Origin of the sequence: Streptomyces sp. NPDC051136 (assembly GCF_044455745.1) — a bacterium.
In the GTDB taxonomy this organism is placed as follows: Bacteria; Actinomycetota; Actinomycetes; order Streptomycetales; family Streptomycetaceae; genus Streptomyces.
In genome coordinates, this window is sequence record NZ_JBITFE010000005.1 from 334,369 (window position 1) to 348,635 (window position 14,267).

Genomic DNA, 14,267 nt, shown 5'->3' on the forward strand with positions numbered 1-14,267 from the left:
CGGCGGGCCGGACAAACCGTGCGTACCGAACCGCCCCTGCGCCCTGCCCACCCCATCAGGCAGCATGTCGTGCATGTCCGTACTGACGCGCGACGAAGCGCAGACCCGCTCCCGGCTCCTCGACGTCCACCACTACGCGATCGACCTCGATCTCACCCGTGGGGACGACACCTTCGACTCCCGCACCGTCATCCGGTTCACCGTCCGCGGCGACACGGACACCGCGGACACCTTCGTCGAGGTCAAGCCCGCCGAACTGCGCACCGCCACCCTGGACGGACATCCCCTCGACCCGGCCGCCCTCGACGAGAACCGGCTGCCCCTGAAGGGCCTCACCCCCGGCGAGCACGAACTGCGCGTCGAGGCCGCCATGCGCTACTCCCGCACCGGCGAGGGCATGCACCGCTTCACCGACCCCACCGACGGCGAGACCTACGTCTACACCCAGCTCTTCCTCGACGACGTCCAGCGCGTCTACGCCGCCTTCGACCAGCCCGACCTCAAGGCCGTCTTCGACCTCACCGTCACCGCCCCCGACAGCTGGACCGTCCTCGCCAACGGCATCACCGAACACACCGGCGACGGCCACTGGAAGGCCGCCACCACCCCCCGCATCTCCACCTACCTCGTCGCCGTCGCCGCCGGCCCCTGGCACTCCGTGCGCACCGAACACCGCGGCCTGCCCTTCGGCATCCACTGCCGCCGCTCCCTCGCCCCCCACCTCGACGCCGACGCCGACGAACTCCTCGACGTCACCCGCTCCTGCTTCGACCGCTACCACGAGAAGTTCACCGAGCCCTACCCCTTCGACTCCTACGACCAGGCGTTCGTCCCCGAGTTCAACGCCGGCGCCATGGAGAACCCCGGCCTCGTCACCTTCCGCGACGAGTTCGTCTTCCGCTCCGCCGTCACCGACACCCAGCGCCAGACCCGCGCCATGGTCATCGCCCACGAGATGGCCCACATGTGGTTCGGCGACCTCGTCACCCTGCGCTGGTGGGACGACATCTGGCTGAACGAGTCCTTCGCCGAGTACATGGGCTACCAGACCACCGCCGAAGCCACCCGCTTCACCGACACCTGGACCGACTTCGGCGTCACCCGCAAACCCTGGGGCTACGACGCCGACCAACGCCCCTCCACCCACCCCGTCGCCCCCGAGGACGTGCAGGACACCGCCTCCGCCCTCCTCAACTTCGACGGCATCTCCTACGCCAAGGGCGCCTCCGCCCTGCGCCAGCTCGTCACCTGGCTCGGCGAGAAGGACTTCCTGGCCGGCATCAACATCCACTTCGAACGGCACAAGTTCGCCAACGCCTCCCTCGCCGACTTCATCGACTCCCTCGCCGCCGCCACCGACCGCGACGTCCACGCCTGGGCCGACGCCTGGCTGCGCACCACCGGCGTCGACACCCTCACCCCCGACGTCACCGGCGACAACGGCAGCCGCGCCCTCGACGTCGCGCGCAAGGGCGAACGGCCCCACCGCATCGCCGTCGGCCTGTACGACCGCGACCTCACCGACGAGGGCCGGCTCACCCTGCGCACCCGCCTCGACCTCGACCTCCCCCAGGCCGAACCCCGGCCCATCGGCAAACTCCCCGCCCTGGTCGTCCTCAACGACGGCGACCTCTCCTACGCCAAGATCCGCTTCGACGCCGACTCCTTCCGCACCCTGAGCGAAAGCCTCTCCGGCCTGCCCGACCCGCTCACCCGGGCCGTCGCCTGGAACGCCCTCAGGGACGCCGTCCGCGACGGCGAACTCCCCGCCACCACCTACCTCGGCATCGCCCGCGCCCACCTCCCGCACGAGACCGACCTCGCACTCGTCGACGGCGTCCTCGCCTTCGCCGCCGGCCAGGTCGCCGACCGCTACGTCACCCCCGCCCAGCGGCCCGCCGCCCTGACCACCCTCGCCGAACTCTGCCGCGACCTCATGCGCCGCACCGAGGACGGCGACCACCCCGGCCTCCGCCTGATCGCCGTCCGCCACCGCATCGCCACCGCCGCCCACCCCGACACCATCGCCGCCTGGCTCGCCGACGGCACCGTGCCCGGCGGCCCCGAACTCGACCCCGAACTGCGCTGGCGCATCCTCACCCGGCTCGCCGTCCTCGGCGCCACCGACGAGGCCGCCATCGCCGCCGAACTGGACGACGACCCGAGCGCCACCGGCCAGGAAGGCGCCGCCCGCTGCCGCGCGGCCCTGCCCGACGCCGAGGCCAAGGCCCGCGCCTGGGAGGCCATGTTCACCACCGACGACCTCTCCAACTACCTGTTCACCGCCACCGCCCAGGGTTTCTGGCAGCCCGAACAGGCCGACCTCGTGGCCGGCTACGTCCCGCGCTACTACACCGAGGCCGTCGCCCTCGCCGCCCGCCGCGGCCCCGCCATCGCCGAGGCCGCAGGACGCTGGGCCTTCCCCGCGCACGCCGTCGACGCCGACACCCTCCGCCTCGGCCGGGAGTGCCTCGCCGGCGCCGACCCCCTCCCCGCCCTGCGCCGCAAACTCACCGACCAGCTCGACGACCTCGCCCGCGCACTGCGGGTACGGGAGGCGCACGCGGACTGACCCCGGCCCCGGCCGGTCCCCGGGGCACGGGGGACCGGCCGCCGCCCGGCACGGAAAGCCCACCGGGATCCCCCTTTCGGGTTGCGCTCACTGAGCTGTCCGGGCGAACACCCACCCCGGCGTACAAGCTGGAACCCCAGTCCCCGTGCCCCAAGGACGGCTCATGGGCATACCGCCCCTCGCCTCGGGCCCGCACGGCACCGACGCCCTGCGGCCCCTGATTGACACCGTGCTCGACGCCCTGCGCACCGGCACCACCGCACGCGGCGGACCGCTGCCCGCGGGCGGCCCCGACGCCGTCGCCGCCCGGATGGCCGACGCGGCCGGCGACATCCTGCCCGACCGCGGCGACCCCGACGCGCTCCGCGTCCTGGTCACCGCCCTCGCCGAAGGCGCCGCCGACCCCGCCCACCCCCTGTGCACCGCCCACCTGCACGCCCCGCCCCTCGCGGTCGCGGCCGCCGCCGACCTCGCCGCGAGCATCCTCAACCCCTCCCTCGACTCCTGGGACCAGGCACCCGCCGCCACCGCACTGGAAACCCTCGTCACCCGCGCCCTCGCCCGGGAAACCGGCGCCGCCGACGCCCTCGTCACCACCGGCGGCACCGAGTCCAACCAGCTCGCCGTCCTGCTCGCCCGCGAGAGACACGGCGCCGGCCTGCGACTGGTCCACGGCGAGAACGCCCACCACTCCCTGCCCCGCGCCGCCCGGCTCCTCGGCCTGCCCGACCCCGTCGCCGTCCCCGCCCCCGCCGGCACCCTCGACCCCGCCGCCCTCGACGAGGCGCTCACCCGCGTCCCCGGCCCGCACCTCGTCGCCGCCACCGCCGGCACCACCGACGCCGGGCTCATCGACCCGCTGCCCGACATCGCCGGCCGCTGCGCCGCCCACGCCGCCCGCCTCCACATCGACGCCTCCTACGGCGGCGGCCTCCTCTTCAGCGACCGGCACCGCGCACGGCTCACGGGACTGGAAACCGCCGACACCGTCGCCCTGGACCTGCACAAACTCGGCTGGCAACCCATCCCCGCCGGACTCCTCACCGTCACCGACCAGGACGACCTCGCCGCCCTCCACCACCGCGCCCCCTACCTCAACGCCGACGACGACACCGACGCCGGCCTGCCCGACCTCCTCCACCGCTCCCCGCGCACCAGCCGCCGCCCCGACATCCTCAAAGCCGCCGTCACCCTCAAAACCCTCGGCCGCACCGGCCTGGGCGCCCTCGTCGACCAGGTCTGCACCCTCGCCCAGGACTTCGCCCGGCTCGTCGACACCCACCCGGGGTTCCGGCTGCACGCGCCGCCCACCATCAGCACGGTCCTCTTCCGGCCCGCCGACGCCACCGACGAAGCCGTCGCCGCCGTACGCCGCGCCCTGCTCACCACCGGCCGCGCCGTCCTCGGCCGCGCCCGCGCCGACGGCCGCCTCTGGCTCAAGGCCACCCTCCTCAACCCCCACACCCGACCGGACGACCTCACCGCACTCCTGACCCTGGTGGAAGGACACACCCCCCGATGAGCCCCACCCCGCACCCCGCCCCCGACGCCCCCCGCGACCTCGTCGGCATCGGCATCGGCCCCTTCAACCTCTCCCTCGCGGCCCTCGCCGACCCCCTGCCCGGCCTCGACGCCGTCTTCTACGAACAGCGCCCCGACTTCCGCTGGCACCCCGGCCTGCTCATCGACGGCGCCCGCGTCCAGGTGCCCTTCCTCGCCGACCTCGTCACCCTCGTCGACCCGGCCAGCCCCTGGACCTTCCTCAACCACCTCAAGGCCAGAGAACGCCTCTTCCCCTTCTACTTCGCCGAACGCTTCCACATCGAACGCGCCGAGTACGACGCCTACTGCCGCTGGGTCGCCGAGAACCTGCCCGCCCTCCGTTTCCACCACCAGGTCGACGCCGTCCGCTGGAACCCCGAACGCGGCCTCTTCGAAGTCGACTACACCCAGCTCGACGCCGCCGGGGAGGCGGAAGCCCTCGGCCGCACCCACACCCGCAACGTCGTCCTCGGCGTCGGCACCGAACCCCACGTCCCCGACCCGCTCAGGCCCCTCGTCGAGGACCCCGCCGTCCCCGTCGTGCACGCCACCGACTACCTGCGCCACCGCGACACCCTGCGCAGCGCCGGACACGTCACCGTCATCGGCACCGGACAGTCCGGCGCCGAGGTCTTCCTCGACCTGCTCCGCCACCGCCCCGCGGGCCGCGAACGACTGCACTGGCTCGGCCGCACCGAAGCCCTCGCCCCCATGGAGTACTCCAAACTCGGCCTGGAGCACTTCACCCCCGACTACACCCGCTACTTCCACGGCCTGGCCGAACCGGTCCGCGACCGCCTCGTCGCCGCCCAGTGGCAACTGCACAAAGGCATCGACGCCGACACCACCGCCGCCATCCACGACGAGCTCTACCGCCGCACCCTCGACGGCGGCTGGCCCGACACCACCCTCACCCCCGGCGTCCACGTCCGCACCGCCGGCCGCATCGGCGCCACCCAGGTCGAACTCCACCTCGAACACGACCAGCAGAAGACCCGCTCCCGCCTCACCACCGACGCCGTCGTCCTCGCCACCGGCCACCGCGAACGCCCCCTCGGCCGCATCCTCGCCGGCCTCGACCCCTACATGCGGCGCGACAGCAGCGAACGCCCCCGCGTCGACGACCGCCACCGCCTCGTCCTCGACCCCTCCGTCACCGGCACCGTCTACGTCCAGAACGCCGAGACCCACACCCACGGCGTCGGCACCCCCGACCTCGGCCTCGCCGCCTGGCGCAGCGCCACCATCCTCAACGACCTCACCGGACAGGAGCCCTACCCGCTGCCCCGCCGCACCGCCTTCACCACCTTCGGCCTGGAAAACGGCCGGCCCCAGATCCCGTCCGCACGCCACCACCGGGCACTGACACCCCTGGCGGACGGAATCTGAGGCCGGCCTCCCGTGGCACGGATCAGAACACGGGCACCCCGTCACGCGTCAGCGACCAGTCCACGGACGCGAAGTCCTTCGGGTCCAGCACACCCTTCGCCGTCACCCACTCCGCGATCCGCGTACGGATCTCCGTCGACTCCGACCACAGCTCCTTGGCCGACGCCACGTGCGGGAAGGCACCGCCACCATTGGCCCGGTAGTTGTTCACCGCCAGCACGAACTGCGCGGCGTCGTCCAGCGGAGCACCGCCGAACGTGACGTTGCGGATCCGCGAACCGGCCGCCTGCGCGACGTCGATCTCGTACGCCAGCCCCGACACGTAGTCGTAGTTGTAGTCCGGACGGCCGTTGGCGTTCGTCAGCTTGTCCACGTCCACCGGTGCCCCGGCCGCCGTCCGCACGTAGTACTCGGCCGGATACTCCAGGTACGCCCGCAGCTGCGCACCGGTCAGCAACTTCGCCACCAGCGTGTTGTCGTACACGTACAGGCTCGACAGGTCCCGGATCGTCACCTCGCCGGCCGGGATCTGCGAGGTCCGCGAGAACGGCGACGCCTGCGCGAGCACCGGCAGCGAGGCGTACTCCGTGCCCGCCAGCGCCTCCTTGACCACGTCCTCCTGCACCTTCGTGATCAGGTCGATGATCGGGGCGTCCTTGTACCGGGCCTCGACCGTCGTCAGCGTCTCGGTGGCCGTGCCCACGACCTGGTTGACGTACGCCACCACCTTCGCGTGCTCGTCCTTCAGCAGCCGCGTGATCCTCGGGTCGTCCGCGACCGCGTTGGAGTTGCGCAGCGACGCCCTCACCGACTCGACCTGCCAGCGACCCCGCTCGAAGACCAGCTCGAAGTCGAACAGGGTGAGCCGCTCGGCGAAGCACAGCGGCTCCGACAGCACGACCGTCCGCCCCGTCTCCTCGTTGACGACCCTCAGCTCGGCGATCTCCTCGTGCGCGTGCCCCACCAGGATCGCGTCGATCCCCGGCACCAGCCGCGCCACGTTCGCCGCCGCGTTCTCCACGTACGGCACCTGGTCACCGTACGAGGACGTGCCCGACGAACCGGAGTGCGCCGACACGACCACCACGTCCGCACCCATCGAACGCAGCTTCGGCACCCACTTGGCCGCCTGCTCCTCGAGCCCCGGGAACGCCAGCTTCCCCTGCACGTACGCCTTGTCCCAGATCGCGATACCCGGGTTCGTCAGCCCCAGCACCGCCACCTTCACCGGCGGCGCGCCCTTCACCCGGAACGTCTTCATGAAATACGGCGGGAAAGCCGGCTTCAGCGTCTTCGCGTCCACCGCGTTCGCACCGAGCAACGGGAAATCGCACTGCTCCTCGAACTTGCGCAGCGTCTCGATGCCGTAGTTGAACTCGTGGTTCCCGAGCGCCACAGCGTCGTAGCCGATCGCGTTCATCGCCTGCGCCATCGGGTGCACCGGACCGCCCTTGGCGGTGATCGGGTCCACCTTCGCGTAGTAGTACGTCAGCGGGGTGCCCTGGATGGTGTCGCCCGCGTCCACCAGCAGCGTGTTGTGGCGGCCCTTCTCCTCGCGCACCTGGTTCACCAGCGTGGAGATCCGGCCGAGCCCCTGGGCGTTGCCCGCCGCGTCGGTGTACTCGGCGTCCTTGAAGTAGTCCCAGTTGAAGACGTGCCCGTGCAGGTCGGTGGTGCCGAGCACGGTCAGCGCGTAACGCTTCGGCTTGCGGCGGCCCCGGTGCGCGGGGACCGCCGCCTCGGCCGCCGGAGCCGCCGCCGCGCCGGTCAGGGCGACCCCCGCCCCCGTCACGGCGGACCTGCTCAGGAACGTGCGGCGGTTCAACGGCATGACTGACTCTCCTCGGTGGACCGGTGCGGTGCAGACAGTGGCAACGCGCGTAGATTCTGTCCTGAACATGCCGCGTGTCAAGGGGTGGCAGCCCACGCGAAATTCCCCCGACCGGCCCAAGAACGCTCATCGGAGCGACCGGGTGCACAATTCAACACTTGTCAATACCCCTTTACCGAAAGGTCGTTGAGTGGTCATGCGTGGCCAATTCGCTACCCGGCAGTAAGTCATAGGCTCGACCCATGCGCCGAGCAAAGATCGTCTGCACTCTTGGTCCCGCCACCGACTCGTACGACCAGATCAAGGACCTGGTCGACGCCGGCATGGACATCGCCCGCTTCAATTTCAGCCACGGCACCCACGCCGAGCACGAGGAGCGCTACCGCCGGGTCCGCAAGGCGTCCGACGAGACCGGCCGCAGCGTCGGCACCCTCGCCGACCTTCAGGGCCCGAAGATCCGCCTCGGCCGCTTCGCAGAAGGACCCGTACTCCTTGAACGCGGCGACACCTTCACCATCACCGTCGAGGAAGGCACCGAAGGCGACCGCCACACCTGCGGCACCACCTACGCCGGCCTCGCCGACGACGTCACCCCCGGCGAACGCGTCCTCGTCGACGACGGCAAGGTCTGCCTGGAGGTCACCGGCGTCGACGGACCCCACGTGCGCACCGAGGTCGTCGAAGGCGGCATCGTCTCCGACCACAAGGGCCTCAACCTCCCCGGCGTCGCCGTGTCCGTGCCCGCCCTCTCGAAGAAGGACGAGGACGACCTGCGCTGGGCGCTGCGGGCCGGCTTCGACGTCGTCGCCCTCTCCTTCGTCCGCAGCGGACGCGACATCCTCGACGTCCACCGCATCATGGACGAGGAAGGCCGCCGCCTCCCCGTCATCGCCAAGATCGAGAAACCGCAGGCCGTCGAGAACATCGAGGACATCGTCGCCGCCTTCGACGGCATCATGGTCGCCCGCGGCGACCTCGGCGTCGAAATGCCCCTCGAACAGGTGCCGATCGTCCAGAAGCGCGCCGTCAAGCTCGCCAAGCGCAACGCCAAACCGGTCATCGTCGCCACCCAGATGCTCGACTCCATGATCGACAACGCCCGCCCGACCCGCGCGGAAGCCTCCGACGTCGCCAACGCGATCATCGACGGCACCGACGCCGTGATGCTCTCCGGCGAGACCAGCGTCGGCAAGCACGCGACCGACACCGTGCGCACCATGGCCCGCATCGTCGAAGCGGCGGAGGAGGACATCCTCGCCAAGGGCCTGCCCCCGCTCACCGAACGCAACAAGCCCCGCACCCAGGGCGGCGCCGTCGCCCGCGCCGCCGCCGAGATGGGCGACTTCCTCGGCGCCAAGTTCCTGGTCGCCTTCACCCAGTCCGGCGACACCGTCCGCCGCCTCTCCCGCTACCGCTCGCCCATCCCGCTGCTCGCCTTCACCCCGGAACCGGCGACCCGCTCCCAGCTCAGCCTGACCTGGGGCGTGGAGACCTTCATCGGCCCGCACGTGGACTCCACCGACGCGATGGTCGACCAGGTGGACGACCTGCTCACCCGCTACGGACGCTGCGAGAAGGGCGACGTCGTCGTCATCACGGCCGGCTCGCCCCCGGGAATCTCCGGCACCACGAACCTGGTCCGGGTCCACCACATCGGGGAGGACGACAGTCCCAAGTGATCAGTACTTGGGGCCCACGTGGGCGTCCATGAGGGCTACGGAGGCCTTTCGGGCTACGGAGATGTTGAAGGGGTCGCTCCCGCGTGCCAGGGTCGTCCACTCGACACCGACCATGTCGAGGGCGCTGGTGAAAAGCCCGCGAATGTCGTCCGACTTGTTGCTGAAGAAGTAGCGCGTGTACTCGTACCGCTTGAGCGCGCCCCCGACGGTCTTCGCGGTCCAGTTGGTGACGCGGCAGCCGTCCGAGTGGATGAGTCCCCGGATGAACTCCCAAGGGTGAGCCTCAACGATCTCCTGTTGCCACGCCTCGAGGGCGATCTTGCGTTCGTGCTTCTTGCCGGGGCCGTGTTGGGGGAACATGCAGCACCAGTGCTTCGTGTATGACTTGACCTCCACACAACCCGTCTTACGGCGCGGACGAACGCTGGGTAGGGGCATGACCTTCCGCATGGCGTCGGCCGCCGCTTCGATCAGACCGGTCTGGGTGGCATCGCAGAAGATCGACAGGTGATGTTGGCTTGGCTTCGAGACGATGTGGCCGTCGCCGAGGTACAAACCCAGCAGGTAGGCGTACGACACCTCGTCGAACTGGCGACCTGTGCACCGGGGGCAATCGGTTGGTTGGCGGTAGGACTCTCCGCGCGCTTTGCGATCCTCGCTGCGCCACCAGCTGACGGTTCCGCGCGGGACATTGAGCTGCGCGGCCACCACGCGATTGGGAATGCCCTGGTTCATGAGCGCGACTGCGTGTGCGCGAATCGATGGGCTGTGTTGTTCCATGGGAACACATTGAGTCAAACGCGGTCACCCAGGGTATGGAAAAGCGGAAGATCACGCGAAGGTGATCTTCCGCTTTTCGGTGTCCGTGCCGGGTACGGGACTCGAACCCGTATGTCCTTTCGAACAGATGTGTTTGAGACATCCGCGTATGCCAGTTCCGCCAACCCGGCCGGTCAGCCTTGAGGAGTGTACCGGTTCACCGCAGTCAGCCGCAGCTAGGTAGGCTCTCAGAAGCAGTACCGCCTGCCCCGGAACAAGGAGCGCCCACGTGACCGCCCCCGAGTCGCCCCAGCCCGCCGACGTGACCGACGACGACCAGTCGCACGTGCCTCCGCTGACGACCCGTGTCGTCATCGCCGAGGACGAGGCGCTCATCCGGCTGGATCTCAAAGAGATGCTGGAGGAGGAGGGGTACTCCGTCGTCGGTGAGGCCGGTGACGGTGAGCAGGCCGTCGAGCTGGCCCGGGAGCACCGGCCCGACCTGGTGATCCTCGACGTGAAGATGCCCAAGCTGGACGGCATCTCCGCGGCCGAGAAGATCGCCGAGGAGAGCATCGCGCCGGTGCTGATGCTGACCGCCTTCTCGCAGCGCGACCTGGTGGAGCGGGCCCGGGACGCGGGGGCCATGGCGTACCTGGTGAAGCCGTTCAGCAAGAGCGACGTCGTGCCGGCGATCGAGATGGCCGTGTCCCGGTTCACGGAGCTGAAGGCGCTGGAGAAGGAGGTCGCCGACCTCAGCCTGCGTCTGGAGACCCGCAAGCTGGTGGACCGTGCGAAGTCGGTGCTGCAGACGGAGTACGGCCTGACCGAGCCTGCCGCCTTCCGGTGGATCCAGAAGACGTCGATGGACCGGCGGATGTCGATGCAGCAGGTGGCCGAGGCGGTCATCCAGGACGCCGAGGAGAAGAAGGCGTCCAAGGGCTGATCCCACGACGTGGGAGTTGCGAGTGAGGCCCGCGGTCCCGGTGGGGGGCGCGGGCCTCACTCGTGCCGTGCGGTGGGCGGGGGTGTCAGTCCTCGCCGAGGTAGGCCTTGCGGACCGATTCGTCGTGGAGCAGGTCCCGGCCGCTGCCGGACAGGACGATGTTGCCGACCTCCATGACGTGGCCGTGGTCGGCCAGGGACAGGGCGGCCTGGGCGTTCTGCTCGACGAGCAGGATGGTGGTGCCCTGGGACTTCAGTTCGGCGATGGTCGCCATGATCTTCTGCATCATGATCGGCGAGAGGCCCATGGAGGGTTCGTCGAGCATGAGCAGTTTGGGCTGGGACATCATGGCGCGGCCCATGGCGAGCATCTGCTGCTCGCCGCCGGAGAGGGTGCCCGCGGCTTGCTTGCGGCGTTCTCCGAGGATGGGGAAGAGGTCGTAGGCGCGCTGGATGTCCCGGTCGATGCCGGCTCTGTCGCTGCGCAGGAAGGCGCCGAGGCGGAGATTGTCCTCGATGGTCATGCGGGGGAAGATGTGCCGGCCCTCGGGTGAGTGGGCGAGCCCCAGCGAGACGATCTGGTGGGCGGGGACCTTCTTGAGCGACTTGCCGCCGAACTTGATCTGGCCGCCGACCGGCTTGAGGAGGCCGGAGAGGGTGCGCAGGGTGGTGGTCTTGCCTGCGCCGTTGGTGCCGATGAGGGTGACGACCTCGCCGGCGTCGACCTTGAAGGAGATGCCTTTGACGGCTTCGATCTTGCCGTAGGCGACGCGGAGGTCCTCGACCTCGAGGAGTGCGGTCATCGGTCGTTCTCCTTGCGGGCCGCGGTGTCCTTGGTGGTGGCGGCCTGGGCGGCTTCCGCGGCCTCCACCTCGGCGGCTTCGGCGGCGCCGGGGTCGTCGGCGAGGGGTTCGCCGAGGTAGGCGGCGACGACGCGTTCGTCGCCCTGCACGGTGGCGCTGTCGCCCTCGACGAGTTTCTCGCCCTGGACGAGGACGGCGACGCGGTCGCAGAGGTTGAAGATGAAGCGCATGTCGTGCTCGATGACGAGGACGGCGATGCCCTGGTCGCGGATGGCGAAGACCAGTTCCTCGGTGGCGCGCGTCTCCTGGGGGTTCATGCCGGCCGTCGGCTCGTCGAGGAGCAGCAGTCCCGGCTCGCTTGCCAGTGCGCGGGCGATCTCCAGCTTGCGCTGTTCGCCGTAGGGCAGGTTGCGGGCGAGGTGGTCGGCCTTGGCGGCGAGTCCGACGAACTCCAGGAGTTCCAGGGCGCGTTCCCGGGACGCCTTCTCCGCCCGGTGGAAGCCGGGGCCGCGCAGGACGGCCGACCAGAAGCCTTCCTTGGTGCGCGTGTGGCGGCCCACGAGGACGTTCTCGAGGACGGTCATGTTGGAGAAGAGGCGGATGTTCTGGAAGGTGCGGGCGATGCCGGCGGCGGTGACCTTGAAGGATTTGGCGGGCAGGACCCGGTCCTTGTAACGGACTTCGCCCTCGGTGGGGATGTAGAGGCCGGTGAGGCAGTTGAAGAAGGTGGTCTTGCCGGCGCCGTTGGGGCCGATGAGGCCGACGATCTCGCCGCTGTTGACGGTGAGGTCGACGTTGTTGACGGCGGTGAGGCCGCCGAAGCGCATGGTGACGCCGCGTGCGTCGAGGATGGGGGTGCCGGGGGCGGGGGTGCCCGGTGCGGTGTCCTTGGTGGTGGTGTCGGTGGTCATGGTGGTCAGGCCCCTGTCTTGCTCAGGACTGTGGGCGCTTCGGCCTCTTCGTGGAATTCCAGCTTGCGGCGCCGGTTGGCGATGAGTCCTTCGGGGCGGAAGCGCATCAGCAGGACGAGTGCGAGTCCGAAGGCGAAGAGCTGGTAGTCGTCGAGGAACTGGAGCTTGTTGGGGATGAGGAAGAGCAGGGAGGCGCCGATGAGCGGGCCGGCGATGGTGCCCATGCCGCCGAGCACGACCGCGGCGAGCAGGAAGGCGGAGTTGGGCGGGGTGGTGCCGGCGAAGAGGTACTGCTCGGGGGTCACGGTGTAGGTGACGTGTGCCTGGACGGTGCCGGCGAGTCCGGCGAGCGAGGCGCCGACGGCGAAGGCGATGAGCTTGACCCGGAAGCCGTTGATGCCCATGGCGAGTGCGGCGGTCTCGTCCTCGCGGATGGCGACCCAGGCGCGGCCGATGCGGGAGTCGCCGCTGCGTCGGAAGACGAGGACGACGACGGCCGTGATGATGAGCATCAGGAAGAAGTAGTTGGCGAAGCGGCCGATGGTGAAGCTGCCGACGTCGTGCTGGGTCCCGAGGTCGAAGCCGAGGATCTTGAGGTCGGGGATGGACGAGATGCCGTTGGACCCGTTGGTGACGTCCGGGCCCGAGGTGCCGTCGAGGTTGTTGGCGGTGATCCGGAAGATCTCACCGAAGCCGAGCGTGACGATGGCGAGGTAGTCGCCGCGCAGTCGCAGGGTGGGTGCGCCGATGAGGACGCCGAAGACGAGTGACGCGGCGGCGCCGACGAGTACGGCGGCCCAGAAGGGGAGGTGCAGGTCGAACGGGGAGCTGGGGGAGCCGGACACCATGGAGGCGGCGTAGGCGCCGACGCCGAGGAAGGCGACGTAGCCGAGGTCGAGCAGGCCTGCGAGGCCGACGACGATGTTCAGGCCGAGGGCGACCGTGGCGAAGATGAGGATGTACACGCCGATGGTGGCGTACTGGTCGTCGGACTGGGTGAAGGGGAAGCAGGCCGCGGCGACGAAGGCGCCGCAGACGGTGATGTTCTGGTGGCGTGCGGTGATCTGCGAGGCCTGGGCGATGAGGCCGGACTTGTTGAGGGCGGCGAAGCCGAAGCCGGCGGTGATGAGGAAGCCGACGAAGAGTTCGTCGTACTCGGTGCCGATGCCGTAGGTGAAGACGAAGAGGCCGACGGCGAGGACGGCGACGATGATCAGGATCTCGATGGAGGAGGGCAGGGCGCGCACGGGGCGCGGGCTGCCGGAGGCGAAGGCGGCCTTGACGGTCTGCCAGTTGTGGGAGCTGGTGTGTTTGAACCGTTCCCAGCCGGTGTCGTCCGGGTCGAAGGGGTCGGGTTCGGGTCGCTCGACGGGCAGGGCGAGGGAGCCGATCAGGGCTGCCAGGGTGACGGCGGCCGCGAGGTAACCACCGGGTTCCAGGTTGACGACGCCGCCGAGTTGGGCGCTGATCGCGATGACCGTGTACCAGGTGGTGGTGAAGGCGGCGAGCGCGGCGAACCTGAGGGCGGCGTCGGCGCCGGCCGGTGCGAGCCAGCGCAGCCCCTTGACGTCGTACGAGGCGAGGCCGATGAGGGTGGTCAGGGCTCCGGCCACCAGGACCAGCACTTGGAGGCCGCCGGGGTAGCCGTAGACGGTGAGGTCGCCGGGGAACTCGGCGGTCCAGGTCCAGGCGAGGAAGGTGGAGACGACGGTGAGGACGCCGCCGCCGGTGGCGAGGGCACGGCCGATGCGTGCGGGTATGCCGATGAGGCCGGGGGTGTCGCCGGGGGCGGGGGCACCGGTGTTCTTCGGTGCGGTGGTCTGTGTGGTCATCGGT

General features: G+C 70.2%; 10 protein-coding genes and 1 tRNA gene. 5 read left to right on the forward strand and 6 right to left on the reverse strand.

All coding sequences use genetic code 11. The features are described 5' to 3' along the window. Window positions 1–73: 73 nt before the first annotated feature. From pepN to ACIBCJ_RS16785, 3 genes are all read left to right on the forward strand, one after another. Window positions 74–2,572 (forward strand): aminopeptidase N, encoded by a 2,499-nt coding sequence (pepN, locus tag ACIBCJ_RS16775; protein ID WP_365980193.1) that lies wholly within the window; start codon window positions 74–76, stop codon window positions 2,570–2,572. 163 nt (window positions 2,573–2,735) lie between these two features. After that, window positions 2,736–4,094, forward strand: a complete 1,359-nt coding sequence (locus ACIBCJ_RS16780; protein WP_365980194.1) for an aminotransferase class V-fold PLP-dependent enzyme — start codon at window positions 2,736–2,738, stop codon at window positions 4,092–4,094. Then, a complete protein-coding gene (locus ACIBCJ_RS16785) occupies window positions 4,091–5,503 on the forward strand; it encodes a SidA/IucD/PvdA family monooxygenase (RefSeq protein ID WP_362102304.1) in 1,413 nt (470 codons plus the stop codon). Before ACIBCJ_RS16780 ends, ACIBCJ_RS16785 begins: the two co-directional genes overlap by 4 nt. A gap of 22 nt (window positions 5,504–5,525) precedes the next feature. Here ACIBCJ_RS16785 and ACIBCJ_RS16790 read toward each other — a convergent pair whose 3' ends face one another. Continuing rightward, entirely contained in the window at window positions 5,526–7,334 is a 1,809-nt protein-coding gene (locus ACIBCJ_RS16790; RefSeq protein WP_365980195.1) for a 5'-nucleotidase C-terminal domain-containing protein, read from the reverse strand. 242 nt (window positions 7,335–7,576) lie between these two features. Here ACIBCJ_RS16790 and pyk point away from each other — a divergent pair, with 242 nt between their 5' ends. Then, window positions 7,577–9,013: a pyruvate kinase gene (gene pyk, locus ACIBCJ_RS16795; protein ID WP_362102310.1), complete on the forward strand. Its 1,437-nt coding sequence runs from the start codon at window positions 7,577–7,579 to the stop codon at window positions 9,011–9,013. Here the strand turns inward: pyk and ACIBCJ_RS16800 are convergent, their stop codons facing one another. Together ACIBCJ_RS16800 and ACIBCJ_RS16805 are read right to left on the reverse strand one after the other, a co-directional pair. Then, window positions 9,014–9,793, reverse strand: coding sequence for a helix-turn-helix domain-containing protein (locus ACIBCJ_RS16800; RefSeq protein ID WP_399282644.1), 780 nt, complete (start codon window positions 9,791–9,793; stop codon window positions 9,014–9,016). It lies immediately after the preceding gene. An 86-nt stretch (window positions 9,794–9,879) separates the two neighbouring features. Further along, window positions 9,880–9,963, reverse strand: a tRNA-Leu gene (locus ACIBCJ_RS16805). 98 nt (window positions 9,964–10,061) lie between these two features. Between ACIBCJ_RS16805 and ACIBCJ_RS16810 the strand changes: the two genes are divergently transcribed. Then, complete coding sequence (locus ACIBCJ_RS16810; protein ID WP_133888483.1) at window positions 10,062–10,718, forward strand: ANTAR domain-containing response regulator; 657 nt, start codon at window positions 10,062–10,064, stop codon at window positions 10,716–10,718. A gap of 85 nt (window positions 10,719–10,803) precedes the next feature. Here ACIBCJ_RS16810 and ACIBCJ_RS16815 read toward each other — a convergent pair whose 3' ends face one another. From ACIBCJ_RS16815 to ACIBCJ_RS16825, 3 genes are read right to left on the reverse strand one after another with little or no spacing between them, the layout of a single operon-like run. Further along, on the reverse strand, window positions 10,804–11,520 hold the full coding sequence (locus ACIBCJ_RS16815; RefSeq protein WP_362506852.1) for an ABC transporter ATP-binding protein: 717 nt from the start codon (window positions 11,518–11,520) through the stop codon (window positions 10,804–10,806). Continuing rightward, on the reverse strand, window positions 11,517–12,431 hold the full coding sequence (locus tag ACIBCJ_RS16820; protein WP_362102315.1) for an ABC transporter ATP-binding protein: 915 nt from the start codon (window positions 12,429–12,431) through the stop codon (window positions 11,517–11,519). The genes ACIBCJ_RS16815 and ACIBCJ_RS16820 overlap by 4 nt, the downstream gene beginning before the upstream one ends. Before the next feature lie 5 nt (window positions 12,432–12,436). Further along, entirely contained in the window at window positions 12,437–14,263 is a 1,827-nt protein-coding gene (locus tag ACIBCJ_RS16825; protein ID WP_365980197.1) for a branched-chain amino acid ABC transporter permease, read from the reverse strand. Window positions 14,264–14,267 lie beyond the last annotated feature (4 nt).

Bases quoted from the DNA above. Each gene is read 5' to 3' on its own strand.
- pepN (WP_365980193.1), top strand. From the start codon at position 74: ATGTCCGTACTGACGCGCGACGAAGCGCAGACCCGCTCCCGGCTCCTC.
- ACIBCJ_RS16780 (WP_365980194.1), top strand. From the start codon at position 2,736: ATGGGCATACCGCCCCTCGCCTCGGGCCCGCACGGCACCGACGCCCTG.
- ACIBCJ_RS16785 (WP_362102304.1), top strand. From the start codon at position 4,091: ATGAGCCCCACCCCGCACCCCGCCCCCGACGCCCCCCGCGACCTCGTC.
- ACIBCJ_RS16790 (WP_365980195.1), bottom strand. From the start codon at position 7,334: ATGCCGTTGAACCGCCGCACGTTCCTGAGCAGGTCCGCCGTGACGGGG.
- pyk (WP_362102310.1), top strand. From the start codon at position 7,577: ATGCGCCGAGCAAAGATCGTCTGCACTCTTGGTCCCGCCACCGACTCG.
- ACIBCJ_RS16800 (WP_399282644.1), bottom strand. From the start codon at position 9,793: ATGGAACAACACAGCCCATCGATTCGCGCACACGCAGTCGCGCTCATG.
- ACIBCJ_RS16815 (WP_362506852.1), bottom strand. From the start codon at position 11,520: ATGACCGCACTCCTCGAGGTCGAGGACCTCCGCGTCGCCTACGGCAAG.
- ACIBCJ_RS16820 (WP_362102315.1), bottom strand. From the start codon at position 12,431: ATGACCACCGACACCACCACCAAGGACACCGCACCGGGCACCCCCGCC.
- ACIBCJ_RS16825 (WP_365980197.1), bottom strand. From the start codon at position 14,263: ATGACCACACAGACCACCGCACCGAAGAACACCGGTGCCCCCGCCCCC.